This is a genomic window from Kangiella sediminilitoris, from assembly GCF_001708405.1.
Classification (GTDB): Bacteria; Pseudomonadota; Gammaproteobacteria; order Enterobacterales; family Kangiellaceae; genus Kangiella; species Kangiella sediminilitoris.
Genome location: NZ_CP012418.1, coordinates 83,704 through 102,406 on the forward strand (window position 1 = coordinate 83,704; position 18,703 = coordinate 102,406).

At 43.7% G+C, this 18,703-nt stretch carries 21 protein-coding genes; 9 read left to right on the forward strand and 12 right to left on the reverse strand.

Features of this window, described 5'->3' with window-relative positions; genetic code table 11:
- The first annotated feature begins 66 nt into the window (after window positions 1-66).
- The gene (locus KS2013_RS00430) at window positions 67-1,200 is read left to right on the forward strand and encodes a VanZ family protein (protein ID WP_068988332.1); all 1,134 of its coding nucleotides are present in this window, start codon (window positions 67-69) and stop codon (window positions 1,198-1,200) included.
- 34 nt (window positions 1,201-1,234) lie between these two features.
- Here the strand turns inward: KS2013_RS00430 and KS2013_RS00435 are convergent, their stop codons facing one another.
- The gene (locus tag KS2013_RS00435) at window positions 1,235-1,762 is read right to left on the reverse strand and encodes a hemerythrin domain-containing protein (RefSeq protein WP_068988334.1); all 528 of its coding nucleotides are present in this window, start codon (window positions 1,760-1,762) and stop codon (window positions 1,235-1,237) included.
- 353 nt (window positions 1,763-2,115) lie between these two features.
- On the opposite strand from KS2013_RS00435, the gene KS2013_RS00440 reads away from it, so the two are divergent.
- The 4 genes from KS2013_RS00440 to KS2013_RS00455 all read left to right on the forward strand — a co-directional run bounded on the left by KS2013_RS00440 (window position 2,116) and on the right by KS2013_RS00455 (window position 5,195).
- On the forward strand, window positions 2,116-2,856 hold the full coding sequence (locus KS2013_RS00440) for a DUF3050 domain-containing protein (RefSeq protein ID WP_068988335.1): 741 nt from the start codon (window positions 2,116-2,118) through the stop codon (window positions 2,854-2,856).
- Between the two features lie 127 nt (window positions 2,857-2,983).
- Entirely contained in the window at window positions 2,984-3,661 is a 678-nt protein-coding gene (rpe, locus tag KS2013_RS00445; RefSeq protein WP_068988337.1) for a ribulose-phosphate 3-epimerase, read from the forward strand.
- Window positions 3,662-4,351, forward strand: a complete 690-nt coding sequence (gph, locus tag KS2013_RS00450; RefSeq protein WP_068988339.1) for a phosphoglycolate phosphatase — start codon at window positions 3,662-3,664, stop codon at window positions 4,349-4,351. It abuts the gene before it with no gap.
- 262 nt (window positions 4,352-4,613) lie between these two features.
- Window positions 4,614-5,195: an anthranilate synthase component II gene (locus KS2013_RS00455; protein ID WP_068994238.1), complete on the forward strand. Its 582-nt coding sequence runs from the start codon at window positions 4,614-4,616 to the stop codon at window positions 5,193-5,195.
- A 60-nt stretch (window positions 5,196-5,255) separates the two neighbouring features.
- Here KS2013_RS00455 and crp read toward each other — a convergent pair whose 3' ends face one another.
- A complete protein-coding gene (gene crp / locus KS2013_RS00460; protein ID WP_068988340.1) occupies window positions 5,256-5,891 on the reverse strand; it encodes a cAMP-activated global transcriptional regulator CRP in 636 nt (211 codons plus the stop codon).
- Window positions 5,892-6,018: 127 nt separating this feature from the next.
- Here crp and KS2013_RS00465 point away from each other — a divergent pair, with 127 nt between their 5' ends.
- Together KS2013_RS00465 and KS2013_RS00470 are read left to right on the forward strand one after the other, a co-directional pair.
- Window positions 6,019-6,417 carry an OsmC family protein gene (locus KS2013_RS00465; RefSeq protein WP_068988342.1) on the forward strand — a complete coding sequence of 133 codons (399 nt, stop codon included), beginning with the start codon at window positions 6,019-6,021 and terminating at the stop codon, window positions 6,415-6,417.
- Between the two features lie 12 nt (window positions 6,418-6,429).
- Window positions 6,430-6,843, forward strand: coding sequence for a VOC family protein (locus KS2013_RS00470; RefSeq protein ID WP_068988344.1), 414 nt, complete (start codon window positions 6,430-6,432; stop codon window positions 6,841-6,843).
- A gap of 292 nt (window positions 6,844-7,135) precedes the next feature.
- Here KS2013_RS00470 and KS2013_RS00475 read toward each other — a convergent pair whose 3' ends face one another.
- From KS2013_RS00475 to KS2013_RS00485, 3 genes are read right to left on the reverse strand one after another with little or no spacing between them, the layout of a single operon-like run.
- Window positions 7,136-7,555, reverse strand: coding sequence for a DUF6869 domain-containing protein (locus KS2013_RS00475; protein ID WP_068988345.1), 420 nt, complete (start codon window positions 7,553-7,555; stop codon window positions 7,136-7,138).
- Between the two features lie 8 nt (window positions 7,556-7,563).
- Window positions 7,564-8,358, reverse strand: a complete 795-nt coding sequence (aroE, locus tag KS2013_RS00480) for a shikimate dehydrogenase (protein ID WP_068988347.1) — start codon at window positions 8,356-8,358, stop codon at window positions 7,564-7,566.
- A 17-nt stretch (window positions 8,359-8,375) separates the two neighbouring features.
- Entirely contained in the window at window positions 8,376-9,731 is a 1,356-nt protein-coding gene (locus tag KS2013_RS00485; RefSeq protein ID WP_068988349.1) for a Na+/H+ antiporter NhaC family protein, read from the reverse strand.
- Window positions 9,732-9,834: 103 nt separating this feature from the next.
- On the opposite strand from KS2013_RS00485, the gene KS2013_RS00490 reads away from it, so the two are divergent.
- Window positions 9,835-10,053 (forward strand): YheV family putative zinc ribbon protein, encoded by a 219-nt coding sequence (locus tag KS2013_RS00490; RefSeq protein WP_068994240.1) that lies wholly within the window; start codon window positions 9,835-9,837, stop codon window positions 10,051-10,053.
- Here the strand turns inward: KS2013_RS00490 and KS2013_RS00495 are convergent.
- The 6 genes from KS2013_RS00495 to KS2013_RS00520 form a co-directional block, all read right to left on the reverse strand.
- Window positions 10,050-11,279: a heme biosynthesis protein HemY gene (locus KS2013_RS00495; protein WP_068988350.1), complete on the reverse strand. Its 1,230-nt coding sequence runs from the start codon at window positions 11,277-11,279 to the stop codon at window positions 10,050-10,052. The two genes, KS2013_RS00490 and KS2013_RS00495, sit on opposite strands and share 4 nt — an antisense overlap.
- Complete coding sequence (locus KS2013_RS00500) at window positions 11,276-12,553, reverse strand: uroporphyrinogen-III C-methyltransferase (protein ID WP_068988352.1); 1,278 nt, start codon at window positions 12,551-12,553, stop codon at window positions 11,276-11,278. Before KS2013_RS00500 ends, KS2013_RS00495 begins: the two co-directional genes overlap by 4 nt.
- Window positions 12,554-12,596: 43 nt before the next feature.
- On the reverse strand, window positions 12,597-13,340 hold the full coding sequence (locus KS2013_RS00505; RefSeq protein WP_068988353.1) for a uroporphyrinogen-III synthase: 744 nt from the start codon (window positions 13,338-13,340) through the stop codon (window positions 12,597-12,599).
- 3 nt (window positions 13,341-13,343) lie between these two features.
- The gene (gene hemC, locus KS2013_RS00510) at window positions 13,344-14,276 is read right to left on the reverse strand and encodes a hydroxymethylbilane synthase (protein WP_068988355.1); all 933 of its coding nucleotides are present in this window, start codon (window positions 14,274-14,276) and stop codon (window positions 13,344-13,346) included.
- A 94-nt stretch (window positions 14,277-14,370) separates the two neighbouring features.
- Window positions 14,371-15,066, reverse strand: a complete 696-nt coding sequence (locus tag KS2013_RS00515; protein ID WP_068988357.1) for a LytR/AlgR family response regulator transcription factor — start codon at window positions 15,064-15,066, stop codon at window positions 14,371-14,373.
- Between the two features lie 19 nt (window positions 15,067-15,085).
- Window positions 15,086-16,138, reverse strand: coding sequence for a sensor histidine kinase (locus tag KS2013_RS00520; RefSeq protein ID WP_068988358.1), 1,053 nt, complete (start codon window positions 16,136-16,138; stop codon window positions 15,086-15,088).
- Between the two features lie 204 nt (window positions 16,139-16,342).
- On the opposite strand from KS2013_RS00520, the gene KS2013_RS00525 reads away from it, so the two are divergent.
- On the forward strand, window positions 16,343-18,007 hold the full coding sequence (locus KS2013_RS00525; RefSeq protein WP_068988360.1) for a putative bifunctional diguanylate cyclase/phosphodiesterase: 1,665 nt from the start codon (window positions 16,343-16,345) through the stop codon (window positions 18,005-18,007).
- A 13-nt stretch (window positions 18,008-18,020) separates the two neighbouring features.
- Here KS2013_RS00525 and KS2013_RS00530 read toward each other — a convergent pair whose 3' ends face one another.
- Window positions 18,021-18,698, reverse strand: coding sequence for an alpha/beta hydrolase (locus KS2013_RS00530; protein WP_068988363.1), 678 nt, complete (start codon window positions 18,696-18,698; stop codon window positions 18,021-18,023).
- Window positions 18,699-18,703 lie beyond the last annotated feature (5 nt).

An 18,703-nucleotide genomic window follows, 5' to 3' on the forward strand; every position in this document is an offset into this window, starting at 1 on the left:
CGTCAGCTAAACGAGAGAAAATTGTGGCCTGTCGAAGGCGGGCTATGGAGACTAAGGGACTCATTGATGAGATTATTGTGGTACATCGTTATATTCTTTATTGCATACGGCTCCCTGTACCCGTTTAATTTTGACTTCTCTCGGCCAATACCAGCCGATCTGGGCGAGTGGTTAATGAACTGGGAGCAGCGAACCATACGCTCGGATGTCATAGCTAATATACTACTGTTTATCCCATATGGCTTTTTAGGTGCTCTTTCCATTCAGCAGCAGCGTAGGCGCCATCTGCTATTTTCAATTGCGGTGATGCTGATAGTGGGGATCATCTTTGCTTTCTGTTTGCAGTTTATTCAATTTTATTTACCATCAAGAGTCTCTCATGCTGCTGATGCTTTGCTAAATGCTGTAGGAATTCTTATTGGTATTGCCTTAGCAGCTTATACCAATAGTCAACGTATGAAGAGGATGATTCCAGCAGGTTTAAGATTAGCTATATCACCAGCATTCCTAGTGTTGTTCTTATGGATTGGATGGCAGTTTTTCCCCTATATGCCAGTTTTTGAAAGTCAGCAGTTTGGTCAGAGTCTCGATACTATCGTGAAGAGTACTTGGTCATTGTTTGCCTGGTTTCAATACGTATTGATGTGGCTTGTATTTTACCATTTGCTCAAGGAGATGATGGGTAAAGACTTCCGCATTGGATTCATTGTCTTAATCTCAATATTTTTAATCATCATAAAGTTAGCGATGTATCGCTCGCAAATGGGCTGGAGTGAAGTGACTGCAATTCCGCTGGCGGTAATATTGCATCATTTGCTGGCTCAGCGATGGATGATTCCAATGTTGGCCATTAGCAGCACGCTGCTCTTATTATGGAACACAATTTATCCACTGTCGTTCCAGCAACATATGAATAATTTCCAGTGGCTACCTTTTGATGATTTCCTGAAAGGATCAACCTGGTATAACCTGAGCGAGTTAATAGAAGAGTCTTTAATATTATCTTCCATAGGTTACTTTACAGCAAAATGGTGGCGGAATTATCGTAGTTCTGGACTATTCCTGCTGTGCTTAGCCATCGGTATTACGCTTGTACAGCTGTTCCTGGTTGGCAAGCAACCAGACATCACTCTGAGCGTGATGGCATTGGTGATTGGGATTTTATTGGAGCGGTTGAAGTCAATTCAAACTGCACACTGAAATCCCTCTCAGTGAAACAGTACAGTCAAACAAACTATGGTTGATACAAAGTATAGAGTTCGTTTTCTTCCAACGAGACGCGGTGAGTTAAAACTTCACCAACTGTCTGATAGTCGTCTGGAAAATGAGTATTAAGCTGTGCCATTGGCAGCGGCTCAGAATACTTCTTACAGAACTTAACTACCGCATTAGCGATATCATTCATTTCAGTTCTGAAGTCACGAACCAATTGCATTGATGTACTATCATTCGATAAGTTCTGCTCCAGATATACGTAAAATTTTACGTTTTCTTTTAATAAATGCGCTTGAAAATCACGCTTAAACTGCATGATTAAAGAAGACAGTTTTTTTGGGTTATTAGCCTCAAAGCCATGTTCCCAAATCTGCCCAAAAAGTGTTACCAGGTGGCTGTGATCATTTTTCAGGTTATCAACTAATCCAGGATCAAATTGAATTCCTTTTTTGTTTTTTGGTGCGACACTTGGCGTTGGTCTTGGAGGCGTAATTGGTTGCTCCTCGACCTTGGGTCTTTTGGTAAAAAAATCTTTAATAAACCCCATCGTAGTTTTCCTCAGCAAATGTTATTTCAGTCTTAGTCCACCCTAAGTAGACACGAAAATCTTATTCTTTTCAATGATTATAACTTATTAAAAAATAAGAAAATAATGCGTTTTTGCATTATGCAGCATTGCATTGACATCAATTCATATTTGCAGAATTAAATGAATATCAAATTTTAATGATAACTAGGTCATAAAAAAAATAAAAAAGACTCTGGATATTGTGGATTTTTAGCAGGTGCTGTGATTAGTAGAAAGAGAACATTTTAAAAATTGTTCAAGGAATAATATTAAGTCAAATACGCATCAAGACTTTAAGAAGATGCATAAAAATAATTTTGTGAGGAGCCACCATGTTGAAAGAAAAATTAGCTGATTTGAACTATAAGCTGTCCCACCATGAAACGTATCAGGCATTAAATAGTGCAAAAAGTGTGAAAACATTTATGGAGTACCATATTTATGCGGTTTGGGACTTCATGACACTATTGAAATCACTGCAGCAACGCCTAACTTGTGTTGATATTCCATGGGTTGAGTCGAAACAGGATGCGGAAGTTGTTCGTTTTATAAATGAAATCGTTATTGGGGAAGAGAGCGACTTGGATCCGGAAGGTAATGCCATCAGTCACTACTCTTTGTACATTAAAGCGATGAAAGAAGTTGGTGCGGATACCAGCCAGGTTGAACGATTCATCGAAACACAGGATCTGAGTTTGATTCCTGAGGGTGCAAGAGAATTTGTCGACTATAACCTACGCATTGCCAGAGATGGTACAGACGAGGAAGTCGCTTCGGCTTTTTTATATGGTCGTGAAAAGCTTATTCCGGAAATGTTTACTGCGATTAAAGATGTCATGTCTACAGAGCAGGTAGACTGTCCAACGCTAATTTATTATTTAGAACGTCACATTGAACTGGATGGTGATGAGCATGGTCCTTTGGCTGAAAAATGTTTACAGGCATTATGCGGTGATGATCAGCAAAAGTGGCAGAAAGCGGCTTCTGTCGCAGAGGAAAGCTTAAAGCTGCGTTCGAGTTTGTGGGATGCTGTTCTGGTGGCCATTAATCAAGAACAGGAAAAAGCTGCATAAAATCCTCAGTAGTCTTAGTCTATAGATAAGCGGCAAGTCGGCCATGGAAGGCCATGGCTATGCCGCTTACATAGAAGTCGCGGTAAAGTTTCTGTAAAATAGCTGAAAAAACCACTTTCAATGAATTATGCAGAAAACAGTAATCGCACCGTCCATCCTATCCGCTGACTTTGCACGTTTGGGTGAGGAAGTCGCTAATATCCTAAAGTCTGGAGCTGACTGGATTCACTTCGATGTGATGGATAATCACTATGTTCCAAACCTGACCATTGGTCCTATGGTATGTAAAGCTCTTCGTGATTACGGTATCGAGGCTCCTATCGATGTCCATTTAATGGTTGAGCCTGTCGATCGCATAATCCCAGATTTTGCTAAGGCTGGTGCAACCTATATTAGTTTTCATCCAGAAGCCTCTAAGCATGTTGATAGGACGATAGCCCTTATTAAAGAACATGGCTGTAAAGCCGGTGTTGTTTTAAACCCAGCTACTCCCGTGAGCGTTCTTGAGTATATTATTGATAAAGTGGATTTAGTCTTATTGATGTCGGTGAATCCAGGCTTCGGTGGACAAAGCTTTATTCCGTCGACTTTATTAAAATGCCAGCAGGTAAGAGAGCTTATCGATCAAACAGGCCGTGACATTCGTCTGGAAATTGATGGTGGTGTAAAGGTTGATAATATCAAAGAAATTGCAGCTTGCGGTGTAGATACCTTTGTTGCTGGATCAGCTATTTTTAATGCTGAAGATTATCAGAAAACCATCACTGAAATGAAAGCCAACGCTGAGAAAGGGTATGCTCAATAAATGAGCGGATTGCCCAAACCAAAACTAGTCATCTTCGATCTGGATGGCACACTGGTTGACAGTGCCGCTGATATTGCTTTGGCGGCTAACCGTACCTTCGCTGGCCTGGAGTTACCCGAGCAATCGCTACCACAGATAAAGCAATGGATTGGCGGAGGGGCCCAAATCTTTGTTGAAAAAGCGCTTAGCTTTTTCAATCAGTCGGAACGCTTTGCCCCAGCCTACGAGCTATTCATGGAGCACTACCGAGCTGTACCTGCCGATAGCAGTAATATATTTGACGGAGTGGAGAGTTTCTTAGAACACCTCTACCAACAGCAGATAGCAATGGCCGTCGTCAGTAACAAACCTCATGAACTGATCCCTCCAATTCTGCAGCATCTGCAAATTGAACACTATTTTGATCGAGTACTTGGTGGGGATAGTTTAACCTTGAAGAAACCGGAGCCAGAGCCGCTTCTGCACGTTTGTCGTCATCACCAGGTAGACCCGGCAGAGTGCTGGATGGTCGGTGACTCGAGTAAAGATGCCGATGCAGCAGAAAGAGCGAAGATGCCGTTTATTGGAGTCAGTTACGGTTATGCCATGACTGATATCGATATCCGTCCTCAGCAAGTGCCTCATAAGGTTGTTGATAACCTGTCGCAACTCATTCCATTGATAAATGCGGAGCAAGAAGTCTATGCGTAAAGTATGGTGGATATTCGCCGTCTTAATGGTTCTAACAACATTTATTCATTACATTAATGACCAAACCGCGATAGAGCAATGTCTGCAAGCAGGTGGAAGCTATCATTACGATGATGACTTCTGTTCAAAAAAAGATATTTATGAAGGTGAAACTGGCTTTATCAGTAACCACACCGGTTTAGTGGTGATGCTACTACTGAGTGTGGTGTTTGGTATTGCCAGTATCTGGATAACACCACCGCAACAGAGAAAAAAATTATTGATGGTGGATAATTACGATTCATTCACTTACAACCTGGTACAGTACTTTGGTCAGCTTGGACTGGACGTGATGGTAAAACGTAATGATGAGTTAAGCATTGAGGAAGTAAAAGAGCTGAAGCCTCATTATATCGTTATTTCACCCGGACCCTGCACACCCAATGAGTCGGGTATATCGCTTAAAATCATCGAAGAGCTAGCTTCGGACTATCCGATTTTGGGAGTGTGTCTTGGGCATCAGGCCATGGCGCAGGTTTTTGGCGGAAAGATAATTCAGGCCAAACAGGTGATGCATGGTAAGACGTCGCCGATTTACCATGAGAACAAAGGAGTGTTCAAAGGTCTTCCAAATCCTCTGGAGGCGACTCGATATCATTCGCTGGTGGTCGATACGCCCACCTTACCTGAAGAGTTTGAAGTCACAGCATGGACTGAGGATGAAGAAGGTGAACTTGAGTATGTCATGGGTATTAAACATAAAACCCTAAAGCTTGAAGGAGTGCAGTTTCATCCTGAGTCAATCTTGAGTGAAAAAGGCCATCAGCTGCTGAAAAACTTCATCGAAGAAAATAAACCGCAATAAAAAAAAGCCCTGCGTTTGCAGGGCCTAAGATTTAGTTGCAACGATTAATCTAGTCGACAGTTATCTAGCACCGTAGATAACCATAGTTTTACCCTTCACGTGAATATGGTCCTGTTCTTCAAGGGCCTTTAATACACGGCCAACCATTTCACGAGAGCAACCAACAATACGGCTTAGTTCCTGACGAGTCACTTTAATCTGCATCCCGTCTGGGTGTGTCATCGCGTCAGGCTCCTTCGCCAGCTCTAAAAGCGCGTGAGCTACACGGCCTGTGACGTCGAGGAAGGCCAGATCGCCAACTTTACGGCTGGTTTTTTGCAAGCGAGTTGCTAACTGAGTTGCTAGCTTAAATAAAACATCCGGATTTTCTTTGGTTAGCTGACGGAATTTGTCATAGCTTATTTCCGCTACTTCACACTCGGTTTTAGTACGTACCCATGCCGTACGATCGTGTTCATCGGTAAATAAACCCATCTCACCAAAGAAGTCGCCAGGATTAAGATAAGCAAGTACCAGTTCGCGGCCTTCATCGTCTTCAATAAGGACGGTTACAGAACCCTCCAGCAAGAAATATAAAGTGTTGGATGAATCGCCTGCGTAAATTAATGTACTTTTGGTTGGAAAACGGCGCCTTTGACAATGGTTCAGGAACCACTGAATGGTCTCGTCTTGTGCCAGATGATAAGGTAACGCCATACGTATTTCCTATTTTCTTGTAATCATTCAAAATATAGCATGAAATCTTAGTGCCGTGCCTCTTTAAAATCAAATTTGTTGTGGCACTATATAGCCTCTAAAAGCTTTAACTGAGTCACAAATCATTATGAAAGTAACTGTCGACTGGGTCAATGACCTTAATTTTATTGGTAAAAATAGCAAAAGACAAAATGTTATGTTCGGCGGGGAGGGCGACTATGTCTCTCCAATGGAGAATTTATTGATGTCTATCGGTGCCTGCTCTTCGGTAGACGTAGTTATGATTCTACAAAAAGCCAGACAAAATATTACAGGCTGTCACTGTGAAGTGGAATCTGAGCGTGCGGACGAGCCACCAAGACGCTTTACAGCATTAAAGCTACATTTTGTAGTGCGAGGCAAAGAATTATCAACCAAGCAGGTGAAAAAAGCGGTAGACCTGTCAGTAGAAAAATATTGTTCGGTCATGCACTCGCTGGATCCCAGTATGCCGGTTAAGACCAGTTTCGATATAGTTCCCGTATAAGGAGAAAGTTTCATGAGAAGGCCATCGCAACACCTGGGTATGCGCCATTTGGCGCTTTTTGTCGACAACTTAGAGGCTGTTGAGCACTTTTACGTCGATTTGCTTGGGATGGACGTCGAGTGGCGACCTGATGAAGATAACGTCTATTTAACTTCTAAGGGTCATGATAATCTGGCGCTCCATCGTAAGCAGCCAGAGCTGGATACGTCAGGGGGGCAGAAGCTTGATCACCTTGGTTTTATCATGAATACGGCTGAAGAAGTGGATGAATGGTATGAGTTTTTGAAGCACCATGGTGTAAAGATGCTAACGGAGCCCCGCCGTCACCGCGATGGCGCGACCAGCTTCTACTGTCTCGATCCGGATGGGAATCGGGTGCAGATGATTCATCATCCGCCAATTGTTTCGAGCCTTACTAGCTCCTGATCGTCGGCAATTCATTGTTTTAACCACAAGTAGAAAGTTATACCCTTTTCTTTGCTTGTCCAAAGAAAAGGGTGAAAAGAAAAGACACCCCCAGACGTTAGGCCCTCTGGGCTTCCCTCGTTCAAGTAAGTTACTTACGCGTCGTCAAACTCGACGTCCTATCTCGTTTTGACTAAATTGGGCTATCCTGCCCAATTTACGCTATAACTTGCTTTTACTCGGCTAACTTTAGGGGGAAACTTGGTAGTGCCTGAAGAGATATTGTTTTACATTGCGTTCATTAATTTGATTACTATTCATGAGTACCATCCCAACCTGAACGACTCCAAACTTTTTGAACACGGGCCAAAGTTTCATCAGTCATAGCATTCTTCCAGACCCCGCCAAGTAAAAAAGCAAATTTAGGATCTTTCTTAGCTTGAGTTTCAACCTTAGAAATAAAAGCCTCAATATTGGTTGCTAAGTAATCTTCAAGGGGACCAGCAGCCAAAACTGAAAGTACTGTCATTGGTGGGTCCTTAGCAAGAATAGCTAGAATGATATCCCATAGTTTTTCCGGCTCACTAATTGTGATTGATAAGATTAAATCATCTGCCCAAGCAAATGGTGAAGTTTCTATAACTCGAGAAAGTTCGTCAATGTCTCCATCAAATGCTTGTAGATGACACTGTATAAAATCATTGGCGATAGTCTCTAGTTCAATTTTTGTCATTAAGGAAATTATTTTTTTAGGTTTATAGTTGACGTGTCCGGATACTTCCCTGTCCATAAGCCAAATGATTCGGCTCCTTGTTCAATTAACATGCCCAGACCATCGAACTGGTGGGAGGTGAACCCTTTGGCTGCAGTTAGGAACTGTCCTGCTTTATCTCCGTAGTTCAGGTCGTAAGCAACGGCATCTGGGGCAAAGGTTATTTGTTGAAGAAACTTGTCGGCGTTAAAGCTGACGGAATTGACAATAAGATCCATGGCTATGGATTTATCATACAGCTGAATCGTGCCGAGATGAGATAAGTCTTTGGCCAGCTGTTCAGCTTTTGATTGTGTACGGTTAATGAGATACACCTCGAAACCGTCGAGTAATAACGCCTGGGCAATACAGCGAGCAACGCCACCAGCGCCTAGAAGGACTGCACGTTTGTGAGCAAAGTCGATGCTGAAATTCTTTTGCTTGTGGTACAGGTCACGCAAAAAGCCCATGCCATCGGTACTATCACCGAGAATACCTTCAGGTGTAAAAACTAAAGTATTCACACTATTGGAGTCTTTGGCGCGATCGGTTATCAGATCGGCGTACTCTAAAGCGTCACGTTTAAAAGGTGCGGTGACGTTGAGGCCCTTGCCTCCAGATTGAAAGAAGTCATTAAGAACACGGCTGAAGCCTTTTGTACTCGGACAATATTTTGAGTAGACAATATCAATACCGAACTGCCGCGCGAATTGCTGATGTAGCCGCGGTGACATGCTGTGTGAGATAGGGTTTCCAACTACCCCGTAGCGAAAGGGTTTACTCATATTGATAGTTTAACGTCTTACTGTATTAATCCGAAAATAATATATAACACGATACTAATACCACCAGCAGTTAAAGCGTAGGGAAGCTGCGTTTTGACATGATCCAATAAGTCACAACCCGCAGCCAGAGATGAAATCACGGTAGTATCAGAAATCGGTGAGGCATGGTCACCAAAAACGGCACCGCCGAGTACCGCACCCAGCACCAGACTTGGAGAAATTCCAAGAGCCAGAGCCAGTGGTACAGCGATCGGAATTAAAATTCCAAAGGTGCCCCATGAGGTTCCTGTGGTAAAAGAAATAAAGCCTGCTAAGACAAAAATTAATGCGGGAATTAACCACAATGGAATAAAGTCACCAACTGCCTGTGCGACAAAGGGGCCAGTTTCCAAATCACCCATAGCTGAGGATAAAGCAAAAGCTAATAGTACCAAAGTAACCAAGGGTAATAAGTTGCCCAGACCTTTGAAGGATTCGGCCATCAAAGATTTGGTGGAATGTTTACCGTCGTATCGAAGTAGCAAAAAGGCCAATATGGTGGACAGTATGACCGACCATAGAACCGATTCTGAGCCAGAGCCCTGTCGCAAGTCACCGTCACCAGTAATAAACATAAATACTAAAATACTGACAACCATGAAAATTAGCGGTGCCAGCATGTACCGTTTTTTGGTTGCCTGAGGCAACGTGCTTTCTATTTCCTGAGGCTCTATATCACGCTCCATGCTTTTCATCGGACCGTATACTCTGGTACTGAAGACGGTGTAGAAAACGATAAGCAACGTCACAATGGCATAGAAATTGAGGCCGATGCTGCCAATCATAACGGATGTTGGATCCTGAATACCTGTTTTCTCGACGTGTCCTAATATGGCGGCGCCCCATCCATTAAGCAATATCAAGACGCTAATCGGAGCACAGGTAGAGTCAATGATATAAGCCAGTCTTACTCGACTCATTTTAAATTTATCGAATAGTGCCTGAGACGATAAGCCAGCAGTTAGCACACTCATGTTGGTATCAATAAAAATAGAACTGCCAAGAATTGTGGGCAGCATGCCCGCTTTTCTTTGGTTGTCGACCAGACTACGGTGGGTCAGCCAGTTCACAAATGCAGTAACGCCCCCAGAGGTTTTAATCAGTTGGATTAATGCTCCAATAAGCAAACTGAACAATAAGATGCGGGTATTGTAGGCGCTGGAGAATACAGCAATGATTCTATCAACCGTATCAGTAAAGGCATATATCGGATTGCCATTCATTAGGATCAGAGATGCTGTGAAAATAGCTAACAGTAACGCGATGGTGACTTCGCGTTTCCAGATGGCAAAAATGATCGCCACGACAGGGGGAAGAATACTTAACCAGCTCATAGATTGTTTTATTTATGTTAGACTGAGCGCCAGAGCGATCGTCGAAGTTACTGTTAAAAGTACGGTCGAAAAAGCACCTTATAGCAATCGGTCAGTAAATTCAATGACTCAGAAATCTACACCTAAACGTTTTGTTGCGGGAGCTAAGTGCCCACAATGCAACAAAATGGATACAACTGTATGTTATTACGAAGACGAGATCTTTGTGCGTGAATGCATCGAGTGCGACTTCAAGGAAAAAATCAGTAACGATGAGAGCGGTGACGATAAGCCGGAAAAAGAAATTTCTCCGGCTCAGATTATCAAGATTAAAGAACTCTAGATGTTATCGCTCGTTTCTACCTCAGGCAGGAATTGTTGGTTCTGAGGCTTTATCAAGCTAGTAAGTCCTCGCTGATATTCTTCTTGTTCCTGAATTGGGTGACCAAGGGCTGCATAGGCCTGACCTAGATAGTAATGTGCTTCAGCCGATGAGCGGAGCTCAATACTTTTCTCAAGATAGTTCTTCGCTTTACCCCATAGTTTTGCCTGCAGTGAGAGCTTGCCAAGAGTAGTCAACAGAGTTGTGTTATTAGGTTTATGCTTTAACCATGACTCAGCAGTGGATAGTGTGCGTGACGGTTGCTGGCTTTGAATATCACCGTAAAGCTGAGCCAGTGGCTCTTGCCATTCTTGCTTTATAGCATCTTTGATATGTAGTTCAAGCTGATCATATTGTTGCTGTTCAGCTAAGACTTCAGCATAAGCCAGCTGAATTGGTGGCTGGCTGCGCAATGATTTGGAGAGCTTCAGCCAAGTATCGTTAACCGCTGGGAGCCCTTCTTTGTGTGCCAGCAGTCGAAGATATTCTGACCATGCATTGGTTTCGATATGGTCAATTCGTTTTGGATTAAACACGCGGTATTTACGCAGTTTTGGAATTAACTGAATAACTTGCTCCCAGTCAGCCAGTCTAGTAAAGAGCTGGTTGAGAAGCTTCAGTACGTAGGGGTGGTGCGGAGACATTTCACGTAAGTGCGTCAACGTAGCCAGAGCCTGTTCATACTGGCGATGCTGGATCTGAAGTTGTGCCTGAGTCAGACCAATAGCAATGTGCGCGTTGGGTTCTGCTTTAGCGGCTGCCTGAAGGTAGGTGTCGCGGTTTTTATCGTCTTCTTGTTCCTGTGCTGCGCGAGCTGCTGCAAGGTAGTTAATTAGCTTGGTATCACGAAATTTTGCACCCTTGATCAGGAGTGACTCTGCCGTTTTCCAGTGACCTTCAGCCAGAGCGATCATGCCGTCAATGGTCTGTTGGCGGGCTTTCCTCAAATTTCGATCGCCAAACCAACCTACCGTCCAATTGCTGGTCCTAAGAATATATCTTAACAGTAACCACAGCATCCACAGTGCCAGTAAGGCCAATAGCAATAAACCAATTGCTGCGTTATTCTGAAATTCTATGGCAGTTTTGTCGAATACAATATAGGTTGAACCGGGAACATTGCTGATCAGTGGGCCAATGATGAGGCCACCAAACAACGCGATGAGAATAACCCATTTCAATTTCATGCTGAAGGCTCCTCTTCGGTTGTGCTGGTCTCCTGGGTTGACTCCTCGTTCGCTGTTTCAGATTCTTCAAGCCACTGGTCTACCTTCTGCTTTGATAACTCACTTATCAGCTTATAGGACTGAAGTTGCGACGGTAAATTAAGTTCAACGGATTGCTCCAGCAGTTCTTCAAGCTGTTGGATGAAAGCGCTGGTAGTAGAAGATTTTTGTTTAAAGTATTCTGCAACCCAAACGTTTACCTGTTGCAGATTAGCTAAGTAGAGAGACTGGTTATTTTGTAAAGCAGCCAGCTGAGCAGTTTGCAGGTTAAGAGCAATATTCTCTCGCAACAGTCGATCACGCTCAGGACTTATGAAGGGGCGAACTGACTCTTCAAAATGGTGAACCGTATAATATTTACTGGCTGCCTTAGAAATAGAGTTCTTGAAGTGTTGCCAGCTGGATATGTCAGTTTCAGCTACAGCTGTATCGGCCTGCGGTTCATTAGATTGTAACTGAATGCTGGCTAATTCTAATTGTAAAAGGTCTGACTTGAGAGTTTCAATAGCAATAGCTACCCCTTCAATGTCTAGATTGCCGCTTGATCTGACAGCATTGATATCGCGACTGATGGCCTGACGTAAGTCAGTTAATGAGCCATCATTAATTTGTGATAGAACGCTATCAGCGGCCTGTAGCAGAGAAATAATGGAAGCAGCATCATTAGTGAAGCTGAGTTTATTGGAGGCTTCTCTGAGCAGATATTGAGCTTCGTTAAATAGCCAGTCTTGTTGTTTATTAGAGCTTAATGCCTGAATTTTGCTCTGGGTAGAGCTTAATTGTTGCTGTAGCTGACTAATGCGGGCTTGGCTTTGAGATAGGTTGCTTTGTAATGCCTGCATTTGATTCTTTTGCTGCTGTAAAGCACTTTCAAACGATTGCTGTTGCTGTTTTAATTGCTGCTGGATCAAGTCGACCTGATCGGCTTTGTGAGTCTGCGTCTGATAATCCTGCCATTTTTCCCAGCCAAAATAGACGGCGTATGCTATCGCAGCAAGTACGACGAGAAAAATAAACAATTTAACGAACTTAAGACCAGAACTAGATTTAGCTTTGTCTTTTTCGGCGTCATCGATGCTGCCAGGATCTTCGGAGTTTTCCTCAAAAGCCGAATCTGCCGCTGTCTCTTCAACAGTAGGATTATTCTCTGTATCAGTTTCAGGTTGCTGGGGCTCCGACGAGGTTTCATCTTTGGAGTTTTCAGCATCTATGATTTCTTTATCCTTTTTGCTCATCAGTGATGTCTCTTATCTGTTAACTTTGGCCTGTATTATGATGTTAAGTTACGTCATTTCTCCACAAAATGCAGGCTTTTATTAAATCGGAATTTGCTGCACTGTTAGCAGTATAACAATTAGTGTAACCCAGTTGTCGAGCTTTATCCGCAATACGTTCACTACCTGCGATAATCGCTGGCTGTCGGGCGGATGATTGTTTGTGAAGTAGGCGTTCTGCCAATTCGAGTAGTTGACCACTGGTTACAACGACAGCGGTATTTTCCATTAAGGACGGGAATGTATGTGAGGTTGGGACGCGCTTGTAGACCGGCATAATAGTAAGTTGATCGTCGGCAAAAAACTGCTGCAGTAATTCTCTCCCCTGATTACCGCGTATAAGACAGGCGGGCTGATCATGGAGTTGATGTTTCTTTAGAAGTGATATCATACCTTCGCTATCAGGGGTATCGGGTGTCATGGCATGAAAGCCGAAACTGGCAAGAGAGTCTGCCGTCGAAGGCCCCACTGCAATAATACTTTTTTGTTTGCTTAGCTCTTGAAGGGTCGAAAGCTGATTAGCGGAAAGGTCTTCCAGGCAGAAGTTAACTGCCTGACGGCTAACGAATATCCAACTAGTACATTGGTTAAGTTGTTTAATGCGGGTTGTATAGTCAGTGTCCGTATTAGCTTGAAATGTAATCAGCGGACAGTGTGTCGCTTTAAAATGGTAATTATCCAACACTTCGCACAGCTCTTCCCCAAAAGGCGAAGGTCGTGTCACGATGACCTGACAAGCTCTATCCACGAACTAGTCCCCACTTTCACCTAGAGCCGCGATCATTTCTTTGGCCCCTTGGCTGAGGAGAGACTCGGCAACTGTTGTACCGATATCCTGGGCCTCAGAGAGCGGGCCTTCAGCTTCTGCTTCGATCATCTGATTATCGATTCCTCCGACTAAGGCGCGAAGGGATAAAATACCGTTAGAAACTGTAGAGAAAGCAGCGATGGGGACTGAACAGCTGGCCTGTAAAGTTTGAGTAATGACTCGTTCGGCCCTTACACGATAGGTTGTTTCCTCATCCTGTAGCGGCGCTAACAGGGCATCAAGTTCTGGATCATTGCTGCGGGCTTCGATTCCAACTGCGCCTTGGCCCGGAGCAGGCAAAAGTTGCTCTGGAGCGAAACGACTGGCAATCCTGTCAGCAAGTTTAAGGCGAATTAGACCAGCAGAAGCAAGGATAATGGCATCGTAATGACCCATATCAAGTTTGGAAAGACGTGTCCCAACGTTGCCCCGTAAATCGGTAATATTTAAATCAGGTCGTAGTGACTTTATCTGTACCTTACGTCGCAAACTGGAGGTACCAACGGTAGCTCCGTGAGGCAGATCGTCGAGAGTCTTGTACTCATTGGATACAAAAGCGTCGCTAGGATCCTCTCTCTCACAGATAACCTTGAGTTCAAGACCTTCTGGGAATCGATAAGGCACATCTTTCATTGAGTGGACGGCAATATCAGCGCGGTCCTCCAGCATTGCCTGTTCGAGTTCTTTTACAAACAAACCTTTGCCGCCAATTTTACTTAAGGGAGTGCCAAGAATTTTGTCTCCCTTAGTAGTCATAGGAACCAGCTCAACCGTTAAATTGGAGTGATATTGCTGAAGGCGTTGCTGGATATATTCGGCTTGCCATAAAGCCAAAGGGCTTTGACGCGTGGCGATACGCAGGGTAGTTCTGTTCATATTGTATACCGGTCGTGGTTAATCATCGTTCGGCTAATAAATTTTGTCGCAAGTTTACCATAACTAACCCGGATCACGCTGTGGTTTTGCGCTTTTAGTCGCCACTTGTCTGTAAAAACTGACGGGCTTCCGCTTGATGGCGGCGACTGATTACGGGCTTTATTTCACAGTTTCTAAGCAGGGCCACACATTGACCATCATCTTGCTCGATCCCATAAAAGTGAAGGCGATTAACCAAGGTTGAACGGTGTACTCGCAGGAAAATATTGGGATATCGCTGCTCTAGATCCTTTAAACTGTCGCTGCTAAGTAAAGTTTGTCCTTTTATATGAATTTCGACGTATTTTTGATCCGAGTGTAGGTAAATAATATTTTTTAATAATACCTTCCGGACCCCATCTCGCTCACGTACGGTAATAAATGGTTCGTCCTGATGGAGGGTCATAATCTTTGACAGGGCTTTGCTGAGTCGTTCTTTGCGAATTGGCTTTAACAGGTAGTCAGTAGCACTGACATCAAAAGCATCCAGTGCATACTGGTCGTAAGCTGTTGTAAAAATAATATGCAAAGTAGGATGGTCCTGACTCAGAATACGAGCAAGCTCAACACCGTTCATCACCGGCATAGAGATATCAAGGAAGACTAGCTGGGGCTGCTGTTGCTGTATCTTATTTAGCGCATCTTCTCCATTACTGGCCTCTGCAACAACGTCCACATTGGGGTAATCTGCCAGTAGACGACGAATACGCTCACGGGCGGGCTTTTCATCATCGACGATTATGGTTTTCATACTCTCTCTTCATACAGTTTTAACTTGAGGGCTGATGCACCTGCTTAGGAATTTTAAGGACACAATAAAATTGTCCCTGAGATTGATGATAAGTTAACTGGCCTTTGTTTCCATAAAGTACGTCAAGTCTCTGTTGAATATTGTTCAATGCCATTGAATTCCCTTTATGGTGGTCGCTGTCCTCTGGCGCTAGAGGGTTTGTTATTTCCAGCTGTATATGTTCACGATAACTGACACCCTTAATACATATAGTGCCACCATCTGGATGCTTTTGAACACCGTGGTATACCGCATTTTCGAGCAATGGTTGCAAAATTAGAGGAGGCACCATCAGGTTATCTGCGATATTGTTTACCTGCCATTCGACTCGCAACCGATCGCCAAGTCGTTGTTTTTCGAGACCAAGATACTGCAGGCATAGTTGCCGTTCTTCTTTAAAAGGAATGAGAACGTCAGAGCGTTTCATGCTGGCTCTGAAAATATCGGCCATATCGAGGATCATATGTTCAGTTTTTTCAGGATCAACGACGGCCAGATTGGCCAGTGTATTTAAGCTGTTAAAAAGAAAGTGCGGCCGAATTCTAGATTGCAGGGCTTGTACTCGCGCTTCAGCTTCTGAGCGTATGCGGCGTAAACTTTCTGCTCTGAGGTAGTAGTATCGAAAAAACACTCCGCTGACGATAAATGCAATAAAAAGGTTTCGTAGAAGGAACCAGACCGAAGGTTTCTCGCTAAGATAAAAGCTGATGACAAGACTGTAGCACAGTGTGACCAGAACAATGATGCCAATCGCCATTGCGGAAAATCGCTGAAGCGATACTGTACGCATATAGTTTTTAATGACGTATCGACGCAACAAACAGAGTAAGGCCAAGCTGGTAAGTGATGTCCATAGCGTAAATAGCGCGTGCAGGCTGAGGTGTTGCCAAAAGTTAATATGCCACTGTGGAGATAAAAAACTAAGGATTAACGCTAATAGTACACTGGCAATGACGGTCAGGTGCAAGGTAGCCGCCTGACAAAAGTCTGGTAACTGTTCGCTGCTTGAAATTGTGGAATCCCCTTTAGGCATAAAGCTAATAGTCGCTTAAAAATCCGCAAAAATCTACAGCTAAGAGTAATTTAAAAGAAATAACCCTTTGATAAATGGAAAGTTTTGATCTTCATCATGCTGTCAGCAGGGGCTAGCTTGCTATGCTCCGCCTTTATCTCTAGTATGATATAACTAGCAGTGGGCACGTGCTGGAGTTAACTGCTTATAAATCAAGGAGTTTTCATGGAGGCCCCAAAGATATTCGGTTGGATTGAGCGGCACAAAGCGACAATCCAGCGTTATATGATCCCAACCCTGCTATTTCTAGTGGGTATGGTATATCTTCTGGTGTATGTAACCGGAGGGATAAAATATGTCTACTCTCACTCAATGTACATCCCTATACTTCTGGCAGGTCTTGTTTTTGGTATTAAAGGTGGCATAGCAATTGGACTCATTGCCGGTATCGTACTTGGACCATTTATGCCCATGAATGTAGTAACCGGTGAAATGCAGGAAACCGCAAACTGGTTGTACCGAGCTTTCTTTTTTACTGCAATTGGCGCCATAAGTGGAGCGGTCTGTGATCTTGTTGCTAATTATTTGTCGCATCTCAGATGGCTGTCCAGGCATAGACGCTCGACAAGATTGCCAAATAGAAGAGCTTTATTAGACACCTTACTCGACATGAGTCAGATAGGTGAACCTAAGGATTCTGCGGTTTTAGCAGTTATAGCTATCGATAACACTCTGGAATTAAAGTCAGCGTTTGGTTTTGGAGTAATTGAACATGTGACCAAACAGTTGGCAAGAAGGTTAGCGCTAAATGGTGGAGATGACATTTTCCATACAGATTCGGCACAGGTGACCTTGATACTGAACAAAGGAGATAAAGAAAACGGCAGATTCCTAAAGAAGCTGGGCGTTTTGTTACAGGAACCTGTGTCTTATAACGATATTTCTGTTCATATTGAAGCCCGAACGGGATACGTTGCTTTTGATGCAATTGACAAAGAGCCTGAGGTTTATTTGCACCGTGCTGAAGCGGCACTGGCTCTGGTTCAGGAAAGGGCTCAGGATATGACGGCCTATAGTCCGGAAATCGTAACCAAGACAGAAGAAAACCTTTCCATCCTGGGAGAACTTCAAACAGGAATTGAATCCGGTCAATTATCACTGCATTACCAGCCAAAGATTGATTTTAAAACGGGGAAAATATGTAGTGCGGAGGCTCTTCTGCGATGGAACCACCCAGTGAGAGGCATGATTGCTCCCGCGTCATTTATTCCAAGAGCTGAGCAAAGCACTCTTATCCAGACGGTAACACAATTTGCGCTCAAAGAAGCAATATTGCAACATCTGGAGTGGGACAAACAAGGGATAAGAATTCCAATTGCTGTAAATATCTCGACACGTAACCTGCTGCACCCAGACTTCACCGATAATGTCATAAAATTACTTGATGAGTATAACATCGATGGTGACTGGATAGAGTTAGAAGTTACGGAGGGCGCTTTAATGATAGATATGGAGCACACTATTGATGAGTTGATCCGTCTGGCAGGAGCAAAATTCTCAATTTCGATTGATGATTTTGGAACGGGCTATTCTTCCTTGCAGTATCTTCACCGGCTTCCAGCCTCACTAATTAAAATAGATCAGTCATTTGTAAAACGGCTACCGAACGATAAAGGTGCTGCTTATATTGTTGATGCAGCAGTGATGTTAGCTAAGAAAATGGATATTAAAACGATTGCAGAAGGGGTAGAGAGTAAGGAAGTTTACAACTATCTGAAACGTTTGAATTGCGATATGGCACAAGGACACTATATAGCAGGTGCAATGACCGATAAAGAGTTCAGTCGCTGGTATTTAGAGAGGAACGGTATTTATGCATCGACTGCATAAATACCTCTGGAATTTATAAAATTTGATTAAAAAACTGACCTAAGGCCTGAATTTCTTCGAGGCAAACGGCATGGGCCATAGGATAATCTTGCCATGATACTTTGAATCCGTTTTCTTCCAATACCTCAGCGCTATACTGGCCACGCTGCATTGGAACTACTGGATCCTGAGACCCGTGGGCCATAAAGATAGGCGTATCGATATTTGTTGCGGACTTTTCTGAGGCCAGTGATTCAGGCATGGTCAGATAAGTAGATAAAGCAACAACGCCAGCCAGTTTATGTTGGATGCGCGTCGCCAGATGAAGGGCTATGGCTCCACCCTGAGAAAAGCCGGCTAAAACGATCTTGTCACTGGGAATTCCAGAGTTTATCTCGGCCCGGATCAGCTTCTCGACAAGAGCTGCTGACTGACGAACTCCATCCCTGTCCTCTCGATTCGCCAGATCGGCATCGCGTATATCGTACCATGCGCGCATTTCATAACCACCATTAATGGTGACTGGCATAACGGGGGCATGTGGGAAAATAAATTTTACACCAAGTTCGCTCGGCAGTTTGAGTTCCGGAACAATCGGTTCAAAATCGTGTCCATCGGCGCCTAGTCCGTGCAGCCAGATGACAGTTGCTTTGTGCTGCGAAATGGGGTTTACGGTGACGCAGGGGAGTAATTCCGAAGTGGTTTCAGTCATATAAA